Source organism: Paracoccus lutimaris (assembly GCF_003337565.1).
GTDB classification, from domain to species: domain Bacteria; phylum Pseudomonadota; class Alphaproteobacteria; order Rhodobacterales; family Rhodobacteraceae; genus Paracoccus; species Paracoccus lutimaris.
This window is the reverse complement of sequence record NZ_QPJL01000012.1, coordinates 1-19,246: the sequence shown is the minus strand read 5'-3', so window position 1 is coordinate 19,246 and position 19,246 is coordinate 1. Positions and strand designations below refer to the sequence as shown.

19 protein-coding genes and 1 pseudogene are annotated in these 19,246 nt (G+C 66.4%); 14 read left to right on the top strand and 6 right to left on the bottom strand.

Going from position 1 to position 19,246, the window contains the following annotated elements; all coding sequences use genetic code 11:
- Window positions 1-9 precede the first annotated feature (9 nt).
- The 6 genes from DFP89_RS11995 (at window position 10) to DFP89_RS11970 (ending at window position 5,909) form a co-directional block, all read left to right on the top strand.
- Window positions 10-1,230 (top strand): SMP-30/gluconolactonase/LRE family protein, encoded by a 1,221-nt coding sequence (locus DFP89_RS11995; protein WP_114349632.1) that lies wholly within the window; start codon window positions 10-12, stop codon window positions 1,228-1,230.
- Window positions 1,231-1,326: 96 nt separating this feature from the next.
- Window positions 1,327-2,238, top strand: a complete 912-nt coding sequence (locus DFP89_RS11990) for a dihydrodipicolinate synthase family protein (protein WP_114349707.1) — start codon at window positions 1,327-1,329, stop codon at window positions 2,236-2,238.
- Window positions 2,235-3,389 (top strand): fumarylacetoacetate hydrolase family protein, encoded by a 1,155-nt coding sequence (locus DFP89_RS11985; RefSeq protein WP_114349631.1) that lies wholly within the window; start codon window positions 2,235-2,237, stop codon window positions 3,387-3,389. Before DFP89_RS11990 ends, DFP89_RS11985 begins: the two co-directional genes overlap by 4 nt.
- Window positions 3,390-3,453: 64 nt before the next feature.
- A complete protein-coding gene (gene denD / locus DFP89_RS11980) occupies window positions 3,454-4,425 on the top strand; it encodes a D-erythronate dehydrogenase (protein WP_114349630.1) in 972 nt (323 codons plus the stop codon).
- A gap of 3 nt (window positions 4,426-4,428) precedes the next feature.
- A complete protein-coding gene (locus tag DFP89_RS11975) occupies window positions 4,429-5,184 on the top strand; it encodes a GntR family transcriptional regulator (protein ID WP_114349629.1) in 756 nt (251 codons plus the stop codon).
- Complete coding sequence (locus DFP89_RS11970) at window positions 5,181-5,909, top strand: SDR family NAD(P)-dependent oxidoreductase (protein WP_114349628.1); 729 nt, start codon at window positions 5,181-5,183, stop codon at window positions 5,907-5,909. Before DFP89_RS11975 ends, DFP89_RS11970 begins: the two co-directional genes overlap by 4 nt.
- A gap of 40 nt (window positions 5,910-5,949) precedes the next feature.
- On the opposite strand, the gene DFP89_RS11965 is transcribed toward DFP89_RS11970, so the two are convergent.
- Window positions 5,950-6,693: an SDR family oxidoreductase gene (locus tag DFP89_RS11965; RefSeq protein ID WP_114349627.1), complete on the bottom strand. Its 744-nt coding sequence runs from the start codon at window positions 6,691-6,693 to the stop codon at window positions 5,950-5,952.
- Window positions 6,694-6,828: 135 nt separating this feature from the next.
- On the opposite strand from DFP89_RS11965, the gene DFP89_RS11960 reads away from it, so the two are divergent.
- From DFP89_RS11960 to DFP89_RS11950, 3 genes are read left to right on the top strand one after another with little or no spacing between them, the layout of a single operon-like run.
- Entirely contained in the window at window positions 6,829-7,683 is an 855-nt protein-coding gene (locus DFP89_RS11960) for an ureidoglycolate lyase (RefSeq protein ID WP_114349626.1), read from the top strand.
- Window positions 7,684-7,686: 3 nt separating this feature from the next.
- A complete protein-coding gene (gene otnC / locus DFP89_RS11955; protein ID WP_114349625.1) occupies window positions 7,687-8,337 on the top strand; it encodes a 3-oxo-tetronate 4-phosphate decarboxylase in 651 nt (216 codons plus the stop codon).
- Window positions 8,338-8,339: 2 nt separating this feature from the next.
- Window positions 8,340-9,098, top strand: a complete 759-nt coding sequence (locus tag DFP89_RS11950) for a hydroxypyruvate isomerase family protein (RefSeq protein WP_114349624.1) — start codon at window positions 8,340-8,342, stop codon at window positions 9,096-9,098.
- Here DFP89_RS11950 and otnK read toward each other — a convergent pair.
- Genes otnK through DFP89_RS11925 form a run of 5 tightly spaced genes read right to left on the bottom strand, consistent with a single transcriptional unit; the run spans window position 9,095 to window position 14,301 of the window.
- A complete protein-coding gene (gene otnK, locus DFP89_RS11945; protein WP_114349623.1) occupies window positions 9,095-10,360 on the bottom strand; it encodes a 3-oxo-tetronate kinase in 1,266 nt (421 codons plus the stop codon). The genes DFP89_RS11950 and otnK overlap by 4 nt on opposite strands.
- Before the next feature lie 12 nt (window positions 10,361-10,372).
- Complete coding sequence (gene ltnD, locus DFP89_RS11940) at window positions 10,373-11,278, bottom strand: L-threonate dehydrogenase (RefSeq protein WP_114349622.1); 906 nt, start codon at window positions 11,276-11,278, stop codon at window positions 10,373-10,375.
- Window positions 11,275-12,765, bottom strand: a complete 1,491-nt coding sequence (locus DFP89_RS11935; protein ID WP_114349621.1) for a tripartite tricarboxylate transporter permease — start codon at window positions 12,763-12,765, stop codon at window positions 11,275-11,277. Before DFP89_RS11935 ends, ltnD begins: the two co-directional genes overlap by 4 nt.
- A 1-nt stretch (window position 12,766) precedes the next feature.
- Entirely contained in the window at window positions 12,767-13,273 is a 507-nt protein-coding gene (locus DFP89_RS11930) for a tripartite tricarboxylate transporter TctB family protein (RefSeq protein WP_114349620.1), read from the bottom strand.
- Window positions 13,270-14,301 carry a tripartite tricarboxylate transporter substrate binding protein gene (locus tag DFP89_RS11925; RefSeq protein WP_114349619.1) on the bottom strand — a complete coding sequence of 344 codons (1,032 nt, stop codon included), beginning with the start codon at window positions 14,299-14,301 and terminating at the stop codon, window positions 13,270-13,272. Before DFP89_RS11925 ends, DFP89_RS11930 begins: the two co-directional genes overlap by 4 nt.
- Before the next feature lie 176 nt (window positions 14,302-14,477).
- Between DFP89_RS11925 and DFP89_RS11920 the strand changes: the two genes are divergently transcribed.
- From DFP89_RS11920 to DFP89_RS11900, 5 genes and pseudogenes are all read left to right on the top strand, one after another.
- Window positions 14,478-15,533 (top strand): ABC transporter ATP-binding protein, encoded by a 1,056-nt coding sequence (locus DFP89_RS11920; protein WP_114349618.1) that lies wholly within the window; start codon window positions 14,478-14,480, stop codon window positions 15,531-15,533.
- 93 nt (window positions 15,534-15,626) lie between these two features.
- On the top strand, window positions 15,627-16,940 hold the full coding sequence (locus tag DFP89_RS11915) for an ABC transporter substrate-binding protein (protein WP_114349617.1): 1,314 nt from the start codon (window positions 15,627-15,629) through the stop codon (window positions 16,938-16,940).
- 77 nt (window positions 16,941-17,017) lie between these two features.
- The gene (locus DFP89_RS11910; RefSeq protein ID WP_220269834.1) at window positions 17,018-17,980 is read left to right on the top strand and encodes a carbohydrate ABC transporter permease; all 963 of its coding nucleotides are present in this window, start codon (window positions 17,018-17,020) and stop codon (window positions 17,978-17,980) included.
- A gap of 12 nt (window positions 17,981-17,992) precedes the next feature.
- On the top strand, window positions 17,993-18,871 hold the full coding sequence (locus tag DFP89_RS11905; RefSeq protein WP_114349616.1) for a carbohydrate ABC transporter permease: 879 nt from the start codon (window positions 17,993-17,995) through the stop codon (window positions 18,869-18,871).
- Between the two features lie 130 nt (window positions 18,872-19,001).
- A pseudogene (locus DFP89_RS11900) lies at window positions 19,002-19,154 on the top strand (helix-turn-helix domain-containing protein); the annotation flags it as partial.
- Between the last annotated feature and the right edge of the window lie 92 nt (window positions 19,155-19,246).

The window sequence follows — 19,246 nt, the reverse complement described above, 5'->3', positions numbered from 1 at the left end:
GGCGAGGGCATGAGCCATCACGACGACACCGATCATCAGGCGGGCATGACCCGGCGCCAGTCGCTGGGCACGCTGGGGGCAGGGGCCGCAGCGGTGGTGCTGGCCGCGCCGGCGGTCTTTGCGCAGGAGGGCCCGCCACCGCCCAGCACCGTGACCACGCCGCCGCGCAGCTTCGCGCCCGATGCGCCGCCGAATGTCTATTTCCGCGATCCCGACGTTCTTAGCGTCGATCCGGGCTTTGATGCGCTGGCGCAGGGCAATGCCCCGATCCGGCGGTTATGGACCGGCGGGCTGTGGCTGGAAGGCCCGGCATGGAGCGCGGTCGGCCAGTATCTGCTGTTCTCGGATATTCCCAACAATCGCCAGATGCGCTGGTTGGCCGATGACGGCCATGTCAGCGTGATGCGCCTGCCCTCGAACAACTCGAACGGCAACAGCTTTGACAGCAAGGGCCGGCAGCTTTCCTGCGAACACCTGACCCGCCGCGTCACCCGCTATGAGTTGGACGGCACCATCAGCATCGTCGCCGACCGCTATGAGGGCAAGCGCTTCAATTCCCCCAACGACGTGGTCGAGCATCAAGACGGCAGCGTCTGGTTCTCGGACCCGCCCTATGGCGGCCAGCTATATGAGGGCACGCCCGATGCGCCGGGCGGGCCGTCAAACCCGGATGGGCGGATCAACAACCGCATCGGCCAGCCCCCCGAAATCGGCGAGGCCAGGCGCGAGATGGGCCATGGCGTCTATCGCGTCGCGCCCGATGGCGCCATCACCCGCATGATCGAGGAAGCCCAGATCCAGGACCCGAACGGGCTGTGCTTTTCGCCCGCGTTCGACCGGCTTTACGTCGCCTCGACCGGCAAGGGGCCGGGCGATACCGGCACGGGCGGCAAGGGCGAGATCTTTGTCTTTGACGTGGCGCCGGATGGGGCGCTGTCAAACCAGCGCCTGTTCAGCGATTGCATGGTGGACGGGGTGAAATGCGGCCCCGACGGGCTGCGCTGCGATGTCTATGGCAATCTCTGGGCCTCCAGCAATGCCGGGCGGGTGGTCGGCTATAGCGGCGTGACCTGCTGGGCGCCGGACGGGCGGCTGTTGGGCCGGGTGCGCCTGCCCGAGGTCTGCGGCAATATCTGCTTTGGCGGGCCCAAGCGGAACGTGCTGTTCATGGCCGCCAGCCAGTCGCTTTACGCACTGCCGACCGCCACGCAGGGCGCGGGCTTTTCCTGATCGGCAAGGGCGCGTTGCGGCGCGCCCTTGCCGCCGGCGAAAAATGGTATACCATCCGCGCATCACATGAATCATCACATGAATCAGGGGGCTTTGATGCCGGGATGGGAAGGAATCTGGCCGGTCGCGCCGACGCCGTTTCTTGAAAATGGCGAGGTCGATTACGACGGCATGCGGCGTGTGCTGGATTGCATGGTGGATCAGGGATCGACCGGCATCTGCATTCTGGCGAATTTCTCGGAGCAGTTCCTGCTTTCGGATGATGAACGCGAGGCGCTGACCCGGCTGTCCTTGGAGCATGTCGCAGGCCGGGTGCCGGTGATCGTGACCATCAGCCATTTCGCCACGTCCATCGCGGTGTCGCGGGCGCGGCTGGCGCGTGATCTGGGCGCTGCGGCGGTGATGATGATGCCGCCCTATCACGGCGCGCTGATGCGCGGCACTGCCGAGCAGACCTTCGAGCAGTTCCGCGCCGTGGGCGAGGTGGGGATCCCGATCATGGTGCAGGATGCGCCCTTGTCGGGGGTCGATCTGCCGGTGCCTTTGCTGGTGCGCATGGCGCGCGAGATCGAGATGGTGAAGCTTTTCAAGATCGAATGCCCGCAGGCCGCGAACAAGCTGCGCGTGCTGATCGCCGAAGGCGGCGACGCCATCGAGGCGCCCATGGACGGCGAAGAGGCGATCACGCTTCTGGCCGATCTGGATGCGGGCGCGACGGGGGCGATGACCTCGGCCTCGATCACCGATCAGATCAAGCCGATTCTGACGCTTTGGGCGGCGGGGGACCGCGCGGGCGCGACGGCGGGCTATGCGCGCGTCCTGCCCTTTGTGAACCATGAAAACCGGCAATGCGGGTTCCGTTCGGCCAAGGCGCTGATGGTCGAGGGGGGCGTCATCGGCTCGGAATTCTGCCGCCATCCGATCCCGCCCCTGCACCCCGACACGCGCCGCATGGCCATTGATCTGGCCCGGCCGCTGGACCCGATCGTCCTGCGCTGGGGGAAATGAGCGTGGCGCCGGGGTTCCAGCTGCCCAGGGCGGGGCTTTTCGTCGGCCGCGTCTGGCGCCCCGGCATTGGCCCCGCCGTAGTGGTCCTGCGCGACGGCGGGCTGGTCGATGTCACCTCGCCCGAGGTGCCGACCATGCGCGACCTGCTGGAACTGGACGACCCGGCGGGCTGGCTGGCGGCGCAGACCGGGCAGGTCCTTGGCGATATCGGGGATTTGCAGATCACGGGCACCGGGCCGGACCGGCTGCATCTGCTGTCGCCCGCCGATCTGCAGGCCATCAAAGCCAGCGGCGTCACCTTTGCCGAGTCGATGGTCGAACGCGTGATCGAGGAACAAGCCGCCGGCAATCCCGACCTTGCCGCCGAAATCCGCGCCCGCATCGGCGCGCGGGTCGGCGACAATCTGCGCGGCATCGTGCCGGGATCCGAGCGCGCTGCCGAGGTCAAGCGCGTGCTGCTGGCCGAGGGCCTATGGTCGCAATACCTTGAGGTGGGCATCGGCCCGGATGCCGAGATCTTCACCAAATGCCAGCCCATGGCCTCGGTCGGCTGGGGCGCGGATGTGGGTCTGCACCCGATCAGCCGCTGGAACAACCCCGAGCCGGAAATCGTGCTGGCCGTGGACAGCCGGGGCCGCATCCGGGGCGCAAGCCTTGGCAATGACGTGAACCTGCGCGATGTCGAGGGGCGCTCGGCGCTGCTGCTGGGCAAGGCCAAGGACAACAATGCATCCGCAGCCATCGGCCCCTTCATCCGGCTGTTCGACGCGGATTGGGGGCTGGACGATATCCGCCGGGCCGAACTGACCCTGCGGGTCGAGGGCGCGGACGGTTTCGTCATGGACGGGCGTTCGTCCATGTCGCGGATCAGCCGCGATCCGGCCGATCTGGTGGCGCAGGCGCGCGGCCGCCATCACCAGTATCCCGATGGCTTCATGCTGTATCTGGGCACGCTTTTCGCGCCCACGCAGGACCGCGACGCGCCCGGTCAGGGCTTTACCCATCATCCCGGCGATCTGGTCACCATCAGCGAGCCGGGGCTGGGCGCGCTGGTCAATCGCGTGACCCTGTCCACCGAGGCCCCCGAATGGGTCTTTGGTGCCGGCGCCTTGATGCGCAATCTGGCCGGGCGGGGTCTCCTCAAGGCTTGAACCGCCGCCAAAGCCCGATAATGTATACATAGATATCGGGACTCGGGAAAAAGGGGCGGGGCGGATGAAGGTTCTAATCATCGGGGGCGCCGGCATGGTCGGCCGCAATCTGGCCGAGGCGCTGGTCGCCTCGGGCCGTCTGGGCGACAGGGCGGTGTCGGAAGTCACCCTGTTCGACGTGGTGCCCGCCGCGACGCAAGGGACGGATGCGGTGGCGGTCCGGGTCATGACCGGCGACATTTCCGACCGCGCCACGGTCGATGCGCTGGTCGCCGACCGGCCCGAGGTGATCTTTCACCTTGCCGCCATCGTCTCGGGCGAAGCTGAGGCCGATTTCGACAAGGGCTACCGCATCAATCTGGACGGCACCCGGCACCTCTTCGAGGCGATCCGAGCTGAGGCCGGTTATCACCCGCGCGTGGTCTATACCTCGTCCATCGCGGTCTTTGGCGCGCCCTTCCCCGAGGCGATCGGGGACGAGTTCATCACCGCGCCGATGACCAGCTATGGCGCGCAGAAAATGATCGGCGAACTCTTGCTGAACGACTATTCCCGGCGCGGCATCCTTGACGGCGTGGGGATCCGCCTGCCGACCATCGTGGTCCGGCCCGGCAAGCCCAACAAGGCGGCCTCGGGGTTCTTTTCGGGCATCATCCGCGAGCCTCTGGCGGGGCTTGAGGCCGTGCTGCCGGTCGATGACGATGTGCGCCACTGGGTCGCGAGCCCGGCATCCGCGACCGGCTTCCTGATCCATGCCGCGACCATGGACACCGGACCCCTGGGCGCGCGGCGCTGCCTGACCATGCCTGGCCTCTCGGTCACCGTGGGCGAGATGATCGCGGCTTTGGGCGAGGTCGCGGGCGAGGACAAGGTGGCGCTGATCAAGCGCCAGCCTGATGCGACGATCCGGGGCATCGTCGCCGGCTGGCCGCGGAATTTCGACGCCGCCCGCGCGACCGGGGCGGGTTTCGTTGCCGATGCCAGTTTTCAGGACATCATCCGCGCCCATATCCGCGACATGGAAACGGCGGGATAGGCGATGAAGCCCGAGGGCGCGTTCCGCTCGAACCGGGCCACGCGGCCGCGCCCGACCCTTTCGGGGGTCGAGCACATGCCGGCGCGCGAACGGGCCTATCACGACCTGCGCTATCGCATCCTGACCGGGCGGCTGGCGCCGGGCACGACGCTGCTGGAAACGGAACTGGCGGCGCTGCTGTCGCTGTCGCGCACGCCCGTGCGCGAGGCGGCGATCAAGCTGGCCGAAGAGGGGCTGGTCAGCATCCGCGCCCGCCACGGCATCACCGTGCGCGACCTGAGCCTGCGCGACGTGGCCGAGATCCTCGACGTGTTTTCCGCGCTGGAGATTCGCGCCGTGGCGCTGGTGGCGCGGCGCGGGCTGAGCCGGGCCGAGCATGAGCACCTTGCCAACCTTCTGGACCGGATGGAGCGGCACACCGCCAGCGGCGATATCGGGCGCTGGTCGGATCTGGACGACGATTTCCATTCCAGCATGGTCAGCCTGTGCGGCAATGGCCGCCTGCAGCATACGCTGGGCGAATATTGGGGCCAGCAGTTCCGCGCCCGCATGCTGGTGCTGCCCCTGCGGCCCAGCCCGCACCAATCCGACAGGGAACACCGCGAGATCCTTGCCGCCGTCCATGCCCGGGACGAAGAGGCTGCGCGCGCGGCCCATCTGCGCCACCGCGCCCGCGCCGATGCCCAGCAGCTTGCCCTGCTGAAATCGCGCCTGCCGCCCGGCGCGCCGGATAAAACCGATGAGGAGGAAACAGCATGAACCAGATCGATCTGAGGGGCCGCCGCGCGGTCATCACCGGGGGCGCGCAGGGGATCGGGCTGGCCGTCGCGCGCCGCTTTGCCGCGTCGGGGGCCAGCGTCGTCATCTGGGACATCAACGGCAATGCCGCCCGCGCCGCCGCCGCCGAGCTGGGCGGCGTGGCCCGTCAGGTCGAGTTGACCGACGACGCCGATGTCGCCGCCGCCAGCGCCGAGGCGGGCGCCGTCGATATCCTTGTCAACAATGCCGGCATCACTGGCGGCAATGCGAAGCTGTGGGAAATCGACCCCGCGACATGGCGGCAGGTCATGCAGGTCAACCTGACCGCGCCCTATGTGATCTGCCGCGCGCTGGTGCCGGGCATGATCGCGCGCGGCTATGGCCGCATCGTCAACGTGGCCTCGATCGCCGGCAAAGAGGGCAATCCGAACGCCTCGCATTACTCGGCCAGCAAGGCGGGGCTGATCGCGCTGACGAAAAGTCTGGGCAAGGAGCTGGCCGGGACCGGCGTCGTGGTGAACTGCATCACCCCCGCCGCCGCGCGCACGCCGATCTTTGACCAGATGAAGCAGGAACATATCGACTATATGCTGTCGAAAATCCCCCTGAACCGCTTTCTGGAACCGGACGAGGCTGCCGCGCTGATCGCGTGGCTCGCGTCCGAGGAATGCGCCTTTTCGACCGGCGCGGTCTTTGACATCTCGGGCGGCCGCGCGACCTATTGAGGGCCGCGCGACGGGTTCACCGGCTGGTTCTGGGGCGGGATCAGATCGTCACGCCGCCATCGACCAGAACCGCCTGCCCAGTGACAAAGCGGCTTTCGTCGGACAGCAGATAGACCACCATCGGCGCCATGTCCTCGACCGTGGCAAGGCGTCCCATGGGCTGGCGGGCGATGAAGTCCTTTTCCGCCTGCACCGGGTCGGCGGCGCTGGCGATGCGGCCGCGCAGGCTGGGCGTATCGACCGTGCCCGGGCACAGCGCATTGCAGCGCAGCCCCTGCTTGACGTAATCGGCGGCGATGGATTTCGTCAGCCCGATCACGGCGGCCTTGCTTGAGCCGTAAGCGCAGCGGTTGACGAAGCCTTTGATGCTGGAACACATCGAGGCCATGTTGACGATACTGGCCGCGCCGTTCTTTTCTGCGGCCTCAAGCAGGCCCGGCATCAGCGCGCGGGTCATGTGGAACATCGCGTCCACATTCAGGCGAAAGCTGAAATCCCAGTCCTGTTCGGTGCAGTCCTGCAACGAGCCGTTCACCACCACGCCCGCGCAGTTGAAAAGCCCGTCCAGCGCCCCGGCCTCGGCGGCGGCGCGCGCGATCATGGCGCGGTCGGTCACGTCCAGCACCATGCTGCGCAGGCCCGGCGCGGCCAGATCGGCCAGCAGCGCGGGATCGCGGTCGGTGGCGATCACCTCGGCCCCCTCGGCCGCGCAGGCCAGCGCCGAGGCGCGCCCGATCCCTTGACCCGCCGCCGTGACGAGTATCCGCTTGCCCTGCAATCGCATGATATTCCCTCATTTTCATTCCCTTGCCGTCAGGTTAACACCGAGGTGAGGAATGTACCAGAATTTGGTATGCCAGATTGCATGCCCGTTGCGGCTGGACTAGGCTACATCGGTATTCATGAACAGGGGGACGGGATGAAACTGCTGCGTTATGGGCCTGCGGGCGCGGAAAAGCCGGGGCTGCTGGACGATCAGGGCCGGGTGCGCGATCTGTCGGCGCATGTGGCCGATATTGCGGGCGACGTGCTGACGCCTGCGGGGTTGGCGCGCCTTGCCGCGCTGAACCCCGCCGACCTGCCGCTGGTCGAGGGGAAGCCGCAAGCCGGGCTGCGCCTTGGCGCCTGCGTCGGCAATGTGCGCAAGTTCATCGCCATCGGGCTGAACTATGCCGATCACGCCGCCGAATCCGGCATGGCCGTGCCCTCGGAGCCGGTCGTCTTCAACAAATGGACGAGCTGTATCGTCGGTCCCGATGACGAGGTGCTGATCCCGAAAAACTCGGTCAAGACCGACTGGGAGGTCGAGCTGGGCGTGGTCATCGGCGCCCCCGCAGCCGGCGTCAGCAAGGCCGATGCGCTGAAACATGTCGCGGGCTATTGCGTCGTCAACGATGTCAGCGAACGCGAATGGCAGCTTGAGCGCACCGCGACCTGGGACAAGGGCAAGGGCTTTGACACCTTTGGCCCCATCGGCCCCTGGATGGTGACCGCCGATGAGATCGCTGACCCCGGCAATCTGGCGATGTGGCTTGAGGTGGACGGCAAGCGCTATCAGAACGGCTCGACCGCGACCATGGTCTTTGGCGTGGCGGAACTGGTCGCCTATTGCTCTACCTTCATGACGCTTTTGCCGGGCGATGTCATCACCACCGGCACGCCCCCCGGCGTCGGCATGGGGCAAAAGCCTCCGGTCTTCCTGCGCGGCGGCGAGGTCATGCGGCTGGGTATCGAGGGCTTGGGCGAGCAGACCCAGAAGGTCGGAAAAGCCTGAGCCATGAGCGCCGAGGCCCGCCTGCGCGAAACCCTGTGCGAACTGGCGGCCTCGTTGTTCCAGCGCGGGCTGACCCATGGCTCGACCGGGAATATCTCGGCCCGCTGCGCGGATGGCGGGCTGCTGGTCTCGCCCACCGGGACCAGCTTTGGCCGGCTGGACCCGGCGCGGCTGGCGCGCTTCGATGCGGCGGGGCGCCAGATCGGGGGCGATCCGCCAACCAAGGAAATGGCGCTGCACCGGGCATTTTATGACACCCGCGACGGCACCGGAGCGGTGGTGCATCTGCATTCCTGCCATTCGGTGGCGTTGTCCATGCTGCCCGCGGACGATGCGCAGAACTGGCTGCCGCCGCTGACGCCCTATGCGATCATGCAATTGGGCAAGGTGACCTTGCTGCCCTATTTCCGGCCCGGCGACGCGGCGATGGGGGATGCGGTGCGCGGGCTGGGGGGCAAGCGCGCGGCGGTGATGCTGGCCAATCACGGCCCGGTCGTCGCGGGCCTGACCCCCGAGGCCGCCTGCAATGCCGTCGAGGAACTCGAGGCGACCGCGCGCCTTGCACTGATGCTGCGGGGCCTGCCGGCGCGGATGCTGGACGCGGCCCAGATCGCCGATCTGACCCGCGTCCACAAGATCAGCTGGGAGGACTGACCATGCCGCGCCTGTCTGCCAATCTGGGCTTTCTCTGGGCCGATCTGGCCCTGCCGGATGCGATCCGGGCGGCGGCTCAGGCGGGGTTCGATGCGGTGGAATGCCACTGGCCCTATGGCTTCGATGCCGGCGATGTCGGTGCCGCGCTGACGGAAACCGGGCTTTCCATGCTGGGCCTGAACACGGTCCGGGGCGCGCCGGGCGAAAACGGCCTTGCCGCCCTGCCGGGGCGCGAGGACGAGGCCCGCGCCGCCATCGCGCAGGCGCTGGAATACGCGGACCGGATCGGCTGCAAAGCCGTGCATGTCATGGCCGGTTTTGCCGAAGGGGCCGATGCCAGCGCAGCCTTTGACGCGAACCTGAATTTTGCCTGCGATCTGGCCGCCCGGCAGGGTGCGACCGTGCTGATCGAGCCGCTGAACCGCTATGACGCGCCCGGCTATTTCCTGCGCGACGCCGATCAGGCGGCCGGGATCATCGCGCGCCTTGGCCGCGACAATCTGCGGCTGATGTTTGACTGCTATCACCTGCAGATCATGCAGGGGGATCTGACGCGGCTGCTGACCCGGATGGCGCCGGTCACCGGCCATATCCAGTTCGCTGGCGTACCCGATCGCGGCACCCCCGACCGGGGCGAGGTGAATTATCGCCACATCTTTGCCCATATCGACGCGATGGGCTGGGACCGGCCCCTAGGCGCGGAATATCGCCCCGTTGGGCCGACCGGCGACAGTCTGGGCTGGATGCAGAGCCTGCGCTAACCCGCCTGCGCCAAGGCGCGGTCGAAAAAGCCCTCATCGCCGAAATTGCCGGATTTCAGCGCCAAGGCCAGCGGGCCGGCGCTGTCCTCTCCCAGACACCAGGGCACGCCCGGCGCGATCTCGGCGCCGACGCGCAGCGCGGTCACGCCAAGCGCGCCGGTGATTGCGCCCGAGGTCTCGCCTCCCGCGACCACGAAGCGGGCGACGCCAAGGCCGCGGGCCAGGGTGGCGGCGCGGGCAAGGGTGTCCTCGACCAGCGCCCCGGCGCGTTCCGTGCCAAGCGCGGCCTGCGCTGCGGCGACCTCGGCGGGTTCGGCCGTGCCGTGGATGATCGGCACTGCGCCCGCGCGGAGCTGCGTCGCCAGCCAATCCGCCATGCCGCCATCATCCCCCGCGGCCAGTCGCAACGGGTCCAGCTTCAGCGCCGGGGCATGGGCGGCATAGCCTGCCACCTGCCTGCGGGTCATGGCCGAGCAACTGCCCGACAGGACCAGCGCCGGGCCGTGCGGCAGGACGGGCAGGGCGTCCCTGCCGCCCGCAGGCCCGATCAGCCCGGCGGCGCGCCATGCCTCGGGCAGATGGCGGGCGAATGCGCTGCCGCCGGTCAGCAGGGGCAGGTGATGCGCGGCCTGCGCCAGCAGCGCAAGATCGCTGTCGTCGATGGCGTCGCAGATCACATGGGTGGAACAGCGGCCCATCGCCTCGGCAATCGCGCGCGCGCCGCGCCGGATCACCGGCCAGTCGAGCTGCCCGACCTTGTCGGCATCATCGCCCAGTTGCGCGGCCAGAACGCGGGTCAGATCGCTGTCTCGCATCGGGTTCAGCGGGTGATCCTTCATCGGGCTTTCGGCCAGGGGCTGGTCGCCCACGAACATGTTGCCCATGAAGACCCGCCGGCCGTTTTCCGGGAAAGAGGGGACATAAAGCGTTTGTCTGGCCCGCAGCCGCGCCATCAAAGCCTGCGCGACCGGGCCGATATTGCCCCGCGCCGTGCTGTCAAAGGTCGAGCAGTATTTCCAATAGACATGCCGCGCGCCCCCCGCGCGCAGCCAGTCCAGCGCCGCCAGCGCCTGTGCCACCGCCTGATCGGGCGGGATCGAGCGGATTTTCAGCGCCACCACCTCGACCCCGTCGGCGGGGCCGGGGATGGCTGGGCCCGAGGGCAGCCCGATCCGCAGTGAAACGGGCACACCCGCCCGGACCAGAAGCGCCGCCAGATCGGTGGCGCCGGTGAAGTCATCCGCGATGCAGCCCAGAATCATCTGCCGTTTCCCCTATTCGTCGCCGGGCAGTTTCACCCCGGCCTGCCTTGCCAGATGCAGTGCCACGGCGGCATCGTCGCGCCGCCCCAGCCCGGCCGCCGAGGCTTGGCGAAACAGGCCAAGCGCGGTCTCGGACAGCGGCGCCGGTGCGCCGGTGCCCTGTGCGGTCTCGGTCACGATGCCCAGATCCTTGACGAAGATATCGACCGCCGAATGTGGCGTGTAATCGCCCGCGACGACATGCGCGCCGCGATTGGCGAACATCCATGAATTGCCGGCGCAGGACTGGATGACGCGATGCACCTCGGCCAGATCCATGCCCTGCGCGGCCGCCATCACCATCGCCTCTGCCATGGCGGCGATATGGACGCCCGCCAGCATCTGGTTGATGACCTTCATCCGCGCCCCGGCGCCGGGCGCATCGCCCAGCCGGAAGACGGTGGCCGAGATCGCCTCAAGCACCGGGGCGGCCTTCCGGAAGGCGGCCTCGGGACCCGATGCCATCATGGAAATCTGCCCCTCGGCGGCCTTGGCCGCGCCGCCCGAAACCGGGGCGTCGATGGCCAGCATTCCTGCCGCCACCAACTGGTCGCAGATCTGGATGGCGTCTGCGGGCGGCATGGTCACGCACAGGATGAAGACGGTGCCGCGACGGGCGGCGGGCACCGCGCCGCCGGGGCCGAACAGTGCCTCGCGCGCCTGCGCGGCATTGACGACATAGACCAGCACCACATCCGAAAGCCGCGCCAGCGTCACCGCGTCAGGCGCAGGCATGCCGCCCTGTTCGGCGAAGGCGGTGCGGGCCTCGTCGCGCAGATCCAGGCCCAGGGTGGTGATCCCGGCCCTGACCAGCGACACCGCCGCCCCCATGCCCATCGAGCCCAGCCCGATCACGCCCGCCGTCACGCCCTTGCTCATGTTGCACCTGCCTTTCTGCGGTTCAGTATTGCGCGGATCAGCGGCAGCAACCAGAAGGCGATGGCCATGACGCCAAGGGCTGCGGCAATCGGCCGCTCGAAAAAGGCCAGCAGATTGCCATCGGCCTTGATCATCGAGGTGATGAAGTTCTTTTCCAACATCGGCCCCAGCACCAGACCAAGGATGGCGGGGGCGATGGGCACGTCGCATTCCTCCATGGCAAAGCCGATGACGCCGAATGCCAGCATCACCCAGACGCCGAACAGTGAATTGGTGATGGCGAAGGAGCCGACGATGCAGGACAGCATGATGACCGGCATCAGATAGTTCTGCGGCACCGACAGCAGCCGTCCCCCCAGCTTGATCGCCGCCCAGCCCAGGGGCAGCATGATCAGGTTCGCCAGCAGAAAGACGAAGAACAGCGCGTAAATCAGCTGCGGCTGCATCAGGAACACCGTCGGTCCAGGATTCATACCCTTGATATACAGCACTCCGATGACAATGGCGGTAATGGAATCGCCGGGGATGCCAAATACCAGCGCCGGGATCCACGCCCCCGAGACGGCGGCATTGTTCGAGGAACCCGCCTCGATCAGACCCTCGACATGGCCGGTGCCGAATTTCCCGGGCGTGCGCGAAAAACGTTTCGAGATCGCATAGCTGATCCAGGCGGCGATATCGGCACCAGCGCCGGGCAGGGCGCCGATCACGGTGCCAAGCGCGCTGCCGCGCAGCATCTGCCGGGGATAGCAGCGGATGTTGTGCCATTGGCGGGCAAAGATGCGGCTGGTATCGGCGCGCTCGGCCCGGGTCAGACGGGTCGGATGGATGATGGCGCGAAACACCTCGGCATTGGCGAAAAGCCCGATCATCGCGCAGATGAAGGGGATGCCGGCCATCATGTCGACATTGCCAAAGGTGAAGCGCGGCTGGCCGGCGGGATTGTCGAAACCAACCGTCGCTGCGGTCAGTCCGACGACCAGCGACAGCATGCTTTTCAGTGCCGATCCCGGCGAGACGAAGATGGCGCAGCTGAGCCCCATCACCACCAGCCAGAAATACTCGAACGAGGAAAATTTCAGCGCCACCTCGGCCAGGGCGGGTGAGGCAAGGATCAGCACCAATGTCCCCAGAATGCCGCCGATGGCCGAGAAAACCAGCAGCGCCCCCAGCGCGTCGGCGGCGCGGCCGCTGCGGGTCATGCGCCAGGCGTCCTCGGTATAGGCGGCGCTGGCGGGCGTGCCGGGGATGCGCAGCAGCGCCGCCGGAAGATCGCCCGCAAAGATCGCCATGGCGGCGGCGGTGACGATGGCGGCGATGGCCGGGACCGGCTCCATGAAGAAGGTGATCGGCACCAGCAGCGCCGTCGCCATGGTCGCGGTCAGACCGGGCATGGCGCCCAGAAACAGCCCGAATGCCCCCGAGGCGATCATGGTCAGGATGACCTGCGGGGTCAGCACCAGCCCGAGTGCCTGGGTCAGTACCATGCTAGCCCCCTGTTCCGGGCAGGGACAGGCGCGGAAGCGGCACCAGCAGGATATCGGCAAAGGCATAGCGCAGGGCAATGGCCGAGACGATGCCAAGGGCGATGGCGGGCAGGACCCGGACGCCCATCAGCAGCGCCAGCCCCGCGACCACGCCAAAGCCCGCGATGACAAAACCGGTCGTCTCCGAGAAGAGCGCATAGCCCAGAACCAGCGCCAGTCCGATCCCCAGTCGGCCCCATGCGCGGGGCTCGTGGATCCAGCCCGTTGACGGGCCGCTGTCTCCGGGCGGCGCAGCGGGCGCGCGCAGCACCTGGATCAACATGGCGATGCCGGTGCCGATGGCCAGCAGCGCGATCAGCCGGGGCAGGGTGTCGGCGCCGTAATTCTGGCCCGGGATCGCGCCAAATCCGCGCGATCCGAGCAGCAGCGCCGCCCCGATCAGGATCGAGACGGCGCCCAGCCCGATATCGCGGGCGCGCCGGGGCCGGTTCAGATGCGGCTGGCTCACTTGGCCAGACCCGCGGCCTTCATCACCGCGCCAAGGCTGGCATCATCGGCGGCGACCTGTGCGGTGGCCTCGTCGGGACCCATCCAGCGCAGGCCAAAGCCGCGTTCCTTCATGAAATCCTGATAGGTCGGGCTGTCATAGGCGGCCTTGACCGCGTCGGCCAGGCGCGTGCGCACGTCCGCGGGCAGGCCCTTGGGCACGACGATGGTGCGCCAGACCGACAGGCTCCAGTCCGATCCGGTCGCGTCCTTGATGGTGGGCACATCGGGGAACATCGCCTGCCTGTCCGCCGACATGCTGGCCAGCGGCAGGACCTTGCCGGCCTCGATCAGGGCGCGGCCCTCGGCAAGGGAGGAGGTCACCATGTTCACGCCCCCCGCGACCATGTCGGTCAGGCCCGCGACAGAGCCCTCGCTGGGCACCCAGGTCACGGCCTCGACCGGGATGCCCTCGGACATCAGCCAGCCCAGCAGGTTCAGGTGCCAGATGCCGCCCTGACCGGTGCCCGAGGCATTGAAGGTGCCGGGCGCCGCCGCCTTGATCGCATCGCGCAGGCTTGCCGCGTCCTTCCATTCACTGTCCTCGGACACCATCAGCCCGCCCGGATCAGCATTCACCATGCCGAGAATGTCGAAATCCTGATGGGTCAGCGCGGTCAGGCCCTGCCAATGCATCATGTCGATCTCGATGGTCATGACACCCATGGTGTAGCCGTCGGCTTTGGCGCGCGCGATGGCGGTGTGGCCGACCACGCCCGAGCCGCCGGTGCGGTTCACCACATTGACTGGCTGGCCCAGGTTTTCCTGCAGGATCTGGGCAAAGATCCGGCCCACCGCATCGGTGCCGCCGCCCGCGCCCCAGGGCACGATCATCTCGATCGGGCGCTCGGGATATTCGGCCGATGCGGGACCTGCGGCAAAGGGGCCGGGAAGCGCGCCAAGGCCGGCAATGGCCGCCAGCGCGATGCCCGTCAGCGCCGCGCGGCGGTCGATGATTCCTCGTGCGATTCTGGTGATCTTGCCCGTCATGGATGCGTTTCTCCCTGATGTTCATATCGTCCGGGGCTCAGTTTTTTCCACAACGTATACATTGTCAAATAAAAGCTGCCCTTGGTACAGCCATTGCCGGGGCGCGAAAATCTTCTTGCCCAGACGGCTATTTGACGCATAGCATCCGGCAATGCATACCTGTGGGAGGGGCGGCAATGGCATCTGTGACGATCGAGGGCGTGCGCAAATCCTATGGCTCGGTCGAAGTGTTGCATGGTGTCGATGTCGCGATAGATGAGGGGGAATTCGTCGTTCTGGTCGGTCCTTCTGGCTGCGGGAAATCGACGCTTTTGCGGATGCTGGCGGGGCTTGAGCACATCACCTCGGGCCAGATTCGCATCGGCGAGCGGGTGGTCAACGACCTTGCGCCCAAGGAACGCGACATTGCCATGGTGTTCCAGAACTATGCGCTTTACCCGCATCTGACCGTGGCCGAGAACATGGGCTTTTCGCTGATGCTGGCCGGGGCCAAGCGTGCGGCGATTGCCGAAAAGGTCCGCCCGGCAGCCGAAATTCTGGGCCTTGCGCATCTTCTGGATCGCTATCCGCGCATGCTCTCGGGCGGCCAGCGCCAGCGCGTCGCCATGGGCCGCGCCATCGTGCGCGATCCGCAGGTATTTCTGTTCGACGAGCCGCTGTCCAATCTGGATGCGAAGCTGCGCGTGACCATGCGCAGCGAGATCAAGAACCTGCACCAGCGCCTGAAGACCACTACCGTCTATGTCACCCATGACCAGATCGAGGCCATGACCATGGCCGACAAGATCGTGGTCATGCATGACGGCATCGTCGAGCAGATCGGCGCGCCGCTGGAACTCTATGACCGGCCCGACAACCTGTTCGTGGCGGGCTTTATCGGCTCTCCGGCAATGAACATGATCCCCGGCACGCTGGAGGAGGGCGGCTTTCGCGCCAAGGACGGCACGCTTTTGCCGGTCACCCGGCGGGGCAGCGCCCGGCCCGGTCAGGCGCTGATCTATGGCCTGCGCCCCGAGCTGATGACCGCCGGGGGCGATGTGCCGCTGGTGGTCGAGGTGACCGAGCCGACCGGCGCCGAAACCCATGTCGTGGGCAAGCTGGGCGGGGTCGAGATCACCGGCGTCTTTCGCGACCGCATCGATGTGGCGTCGGGCGGCACGATGACGGTGGGCATCGACCCTTCGGGCGTGCATCTTTTCGACGAGGCCAGCGGCAAGCGCGTCTCGGACTGACCGACCGCCCCGCCGCCGCCGGGGAGGGTGGCGGCGGGGCGTATAAACCGGGCGGCCTCAGATCGCCCGTTTCATTCAGCGAGGAGGAACCCCATGACCATCGACCGCAGAAAACTGCTGCAAGGCACGGCTGCGCTGGCTGCGGCGGGCGCGCTTGTCGGCCCGTTCCGCGCCGGGCGCGCGCTGGCGCAGGCCGCGCCCATGTTCACGCCCGAAGAGGGGGCTTCCCTGCGCCTGCTGCGCTGGGTCCCCTTCGTCAAGGGCGAGGAGGAAGCCTGGAACGCCAACACCGCCGCCTTTACCGAGGCGACCGGCGTGCAGGTCACCATCGATCAGGAAAGCTGGGAGGATGTGCGTCCCAAGGCTGCCGTCGCTGCCAATGTGGGCTCGGGCCCGGACATGGTGATGAGTTGGTTCGACGACCCCTTCCAGTATCCCGACAAGCTGGTCGACGTGACCGACCTTTGCACCCATCTGGGCGAGGCGCATGGCGGCTGGTATGACGGGCTTGCGGCCTATGGCTCGCAGGATGGCAAATGGATCGCGACGCCGCTTTGCGCCATCGGCAACGCCATCTGCTATCGCGACAGCCACATGAAGGCGGCGGGCTTTGATGAGTTCCCGACCGACACCGCCGGTTTCCTGAAACTGTGCCAGGCGCTGAAGGAAAAGGGCACGCCCGCGGGCTTCCCGCATGGCAAGGCGGTGGGCGACGGCAACAACTACGCGCATTGGCTCTTGTGGTCGCATGGCGGCGAGGCGGTGAATGCCGAAGGCCAGGTCACCATCAACAGCCCCGAGACGCTGGCCGCCATCGACTATGCCAAACAGCTTTACGCGACCTTCATTCCGGGCACGGAAAGCTGGCTCGACATCAACAACAACCGCGCCTTCCTGGCCGGGGAAATCTCGCTGACCGCGAATGGCGTGTCGCTGTATTACGCCGCGATGAAGGACGAGGCGATGAAGCCCATCGCCGAAGACCTGCGCACCACCAACCTGCCCATCGGCCCGGTCGGCAAGTCGGTCGAGCTGCACCAGACCTCGACTCTGTCGATCTTCAGCCATTGCAAATATCCGAACGCCGCCAAGGCCTATATCGAGTTCATGTACCGGTCCGAGAACATGAACAAATGGCTTGAGGCCGCCAGCGCCTATTGCTGTCAGGCGCTCAAGGAGTTTGCGGCGAACCCGGTCTGGACCTCGAACCCGGTCCATGCGCCCTATGCAAAGGCCTCTGAATCGCTGCGGGTGAATGGCTATGCCGGGCCGCTGGGGCCGGCATCGGCAGGCGCCATGGCCGATTACGTCCTTGTGGACATGTTCGCCGAGGCCGTGACCGGCCAGCGCACCCCCGAGGAAGCCATCGCCAATGCCGAGCGGCGCCTGCAGCGCTATTACCGCTGATCCCGATGGGGGGCGGCTTTCGGGCCGCCCCGCCTGTCGACTGAAAAACCCGCTGAACACGCCCAAGGAAAGGACGCATGATGCCCGGACCCGATCAGGCCAGAAACGCCCGCGATGCCGCCCCGGCGCGCGCCCGCAGGGGATTGTGGTCGCGCCTGTCGGAAAGCCAGAACGGGCTGGGCTTTCTGTTCATGCTGCCCGCCGCGATCTTCCTGCTGTTCTTTCTGACCTATCCGCTGGGGCTGGGGGTCTGGCTGGGCTTTACCGATACAAGGATCGGGCGCGAGGGCGTCTTTATCGGGCTTGAGAATTACCTCTGGCTGTTTGACGATCCGGTCTTCTGGCTGACCGTCTTCAACACGGTGTTCTACACCACCATCGCCTCGGTGGCGAAATTCGGGCTGGGGCTGTGGCTGGCCTTGATCCTGAACCGGCATCTGCCCTTCAAGAACTTCTTCCGGGCCATCATCCTGTTGCCATGGGTGGTGCCGACGGTGCTGTCGGCCATGGCATTCTGGTGGATCTTCGATTCGCAATTCTCGATCATCTCATGGTCGCTGATGAAGATGGGGCTGATCGATCAGCCGATCAACTTCCTTGGCGACCCCTGGACGGCGCGCTGGTCGGTGATCGCCGCCAATGTCTGGCGCGGCATTCCCTTTGTCGCCATCTCGCTTCTGGCCGGGTTGCAGACCATTCCGCAATCGCTGAACGAGGCGGCGGCCATCGACGGCGCCACGCCCTGGCAGCGCTTTCGCAAGGTGACGCTGCCGTTGCTGACCCCGATCATCGCGGTGGTGATGACCTTTTCGGTCCTGTTCACCTTCACCGATTTCCAGCTGATCTATGTGCTGACCCGGGGCGGCCCGGTGAACGCCACGCATCTGATGGCCACGCTGTCGTTCCAGCGCGCCATTCCCGGCGGCCAGCTGGGCGAGGGGGCGGCCATCGCGGTCGCGATGATCCCCTTCCTGCTGGCGGCAATTCTGTTCAGCTTCTTCGGCCTTCAGCGCCGCAAATGGCAACAAGGTCAGGACTGAGGAGCGCGCATCATGGCCAAAGCGACCGAGGACAACTCTGCCCCGCTGGAACAGTTCGAGACCCTGCCGCGCCGCATCCTTGTGGTCTATCTGCCGCTGGCGGTCTTTGTCTTCGTGCTGCTGTTCCCGTTCTACTGGATGGCGATTACCGCGGTGAAGCCCGACAACCAGTTGACCGATTACGAAAACTACAGCCCGTTCTGGGTGGTCGGCCCGACGCTGGAACACATGCGCTATCTGCTGTTTGAAACCTCATATCCGGGCTGGATGTGGAACACGGTCATCGTCTCGGTCGCCTCGACGGTGATTGCGCTGTTTGCCTCGGTGCTGGCGGCCTATGCGATCGAACGGCTGCGCTTCAAGGGCGCGCGGATCACCGGACTTCTGATCTTTCTGGCCTATCTGGTGCCGCCCTCGATCCTGTTCATCCCCTTGGCCTATATCGTCTTTCAGGTCGGCATCTTCGACTCGCGCCTGGCGCTGATCCTGACCTATCCGACCTTCCTGATCCCGTTCTGCACCTGGCTCTTGATGGGCTATTTCCGCTCGATCCCTTACGAGCTTGAGGAATCGGCGCTGGTCGACGGGGCCAGCCGCTGGCAGATCCTGACCAAGGTGGTGCTGCCTTTGGCGGTGCCGGGGCTGATCTCGGCCGGGATCTTTGCCTTTACGCTCAGCTGGAACGAATTCATCTATGCGCTGACCTTCATCTCCAGTTCGGAAAACAAGACCGTCCCGGTGGGCGTGCTGACCGAGCTGGTGCGCGGCGACATCTATGAATGGGGCGCCCTGATGAGCGGGGCGCTGCTGGGATCGCTGCCGGTGGTGATCCTCTATTCGTTCTTTGTCGATTACTACGTCTCGTCGATGACCGGGGCGGTCAAGGAATAGCCTTTGCGGTCGTTCGGTGTTGATTGCCACTGAGATTTGACCCGGCAACAGCGGAAATTGTCATTGAGAATTGACCCATGTGCAACCTTGCCCCGGCTTGAACCAGCTGGGGGCAAATGGAGTGATCGACATGGGATTTTTGAAGGTTATCAGGACATGGGCGCTGCGAGACAAGATGCCCATTCGAGAGATTGCGCGGCGCACGGGCATCGCGCGCAACACAATCAAGAAGTATTTGCGGGAGGGGATTGTTGAACCTGCGTTTCAGACGCCGGATCGCCCTAGGCTCCAGACTCATTGATCTTCACAGCCAGAACATGACTGTTGCGGCGAGGGCGACGGCGGATAGGAAGGTCTTGGCGGATCTGTCATAGC

What these genes read in the sequence shown, in the direction of transcription:
- DFP89_RS11965 (WP_114349627.1), bottom strand. Translation starts at nt 6,693, where the DNA reads ATGCGATTGCAGGGCAAGCGGATACTCGTCACGGCGGCGGGTCAAGGG.
- denD (WP_114349630.1), top strand. Translation starts at nt 3,454, where the DNA reads ATGAAGGTTCTAATCATCGGGGGCGCCGGCATGGTCGGCCGCAATCTG.
- DFP89_RS11970 (WP_114349628.1), top strand. Translation starts at nt 5,181, where the DNA reads ATGAACCAGATCGATCTGAGGGGCCGCCGCGCGGTCATCACCGGGGGC.
- otnK (WP_114349623.1), bottom strand. Translation starts at nt 10,360, where the DNA reads ATGATTCTGGGCTGCATCGCGGATGACTTCACCGGCGCCACCGATCTG.
- DFP89_RS11925 (WP_114349619.1), bottom strand. Translation starts at nt 14,301, where the DNA reads ATGACGGGCAAGATCACCAGAATCGCACGAGGAATCATCGACCGCCGC.
- DFP89_RS11950 (WP_114349624.1), top strand. Translation starts at nt 8,340, where the DNA reads ATGCCGCGCCTGTCTGCCAATCTGGGCTTTCTCTGGGCCGATCTGGCC.
- DFP89_RS11985 (WP_114349631.1), top strand. Translation starts at nt 2,235, where the DNA reads ATGAGCGTGGCGCCGGGGTTCCAGCTGCCCAGGGCGGGGCTTTTCGTC.
- DFP89_RS11975 (WP_114349629.1), top strand. Translation starts at nt 4,429, where the DNA reads ATGAAGCCCGAGGGCGCGTTCCGCTCGAACCGGGCCACGCGGCCGCGC.
- DFP89_RS11960 (WP_114349626.1), top strand. Translation starts at nt 6,829, where the DNA reads ATGAAACTGCTGCGTTATGGGCCTGCGGGCGCGGAAAAGCCGGGGCTG.
- DFP89_RS11915 (WP_114349617.1), top strand. Translation starts at nt 15,627, where the DNA reads ATGACCATCGACCGCAGAAAACTGCTGCAAGGCACGGCTGCGCTGGCT.
- DFP89_RS11905 (WP_114349616.1), top strand. Translation starts at nt 17,993, where the DNA reads ATGGCCAAAGCGACCGAGGACAACTCTGCCCCGCTGGAACAGTTCGAG.
- DFP89_RS11935 (WP_114349621.1), bottom strand. Translation starts at nt 12,765, where the DNA reads ATGGTACTGACCCAGGCACTCGGGCTGGTGCTGACCCCGCAGGTCATC.
- DFP89_RS11990 (WP_114349707.1), top strand. Translation starts at nt 1,327, where the DNA reads ATGCCGGGATGGGAAGGAATCTGGCCGGTCGCGCCGACGCCGTTTCTT.
- ltnD (WP_114349622.1), bottom strand. Translation starts at nt 11,278, where the DNA reads ATGAGCAAGGGCGTGACGGCGGGCGTGATCGGGCTGGGCTCGATGGGC.
- DFP89_RS11920 (WP_114349618.1), top strand. Translation starts at nt 14,478, where the DNA reads ATGGCATCTGTGACGATCGAGGGCGTGCGCAAATCCTATGGCTCGGTC.
- otnC (WP_114349625.1), top strand. Translation starts at nt 7,687, where the DNA reads ATGAGCGCCGAGGCCCGCCTGCGCGAAACCCTGTGCGAACTGGCGGCC.
- DFP89_RS11910 (WP_220269834.1), top strand. Translation starts at nt 17,018, where the DNA reads ATGATGCCCGGACCCGATCAGGCCAGAAACGCCCGCGATGCCGCCCCG.
- DFP89_RS11995 (WP_114349632.1), top strand. Translation starts at nt 10, where the DNA reads ATGAGCCATCACGACGACACCGATCATCAGGCGGGCATGACCCGGCGC.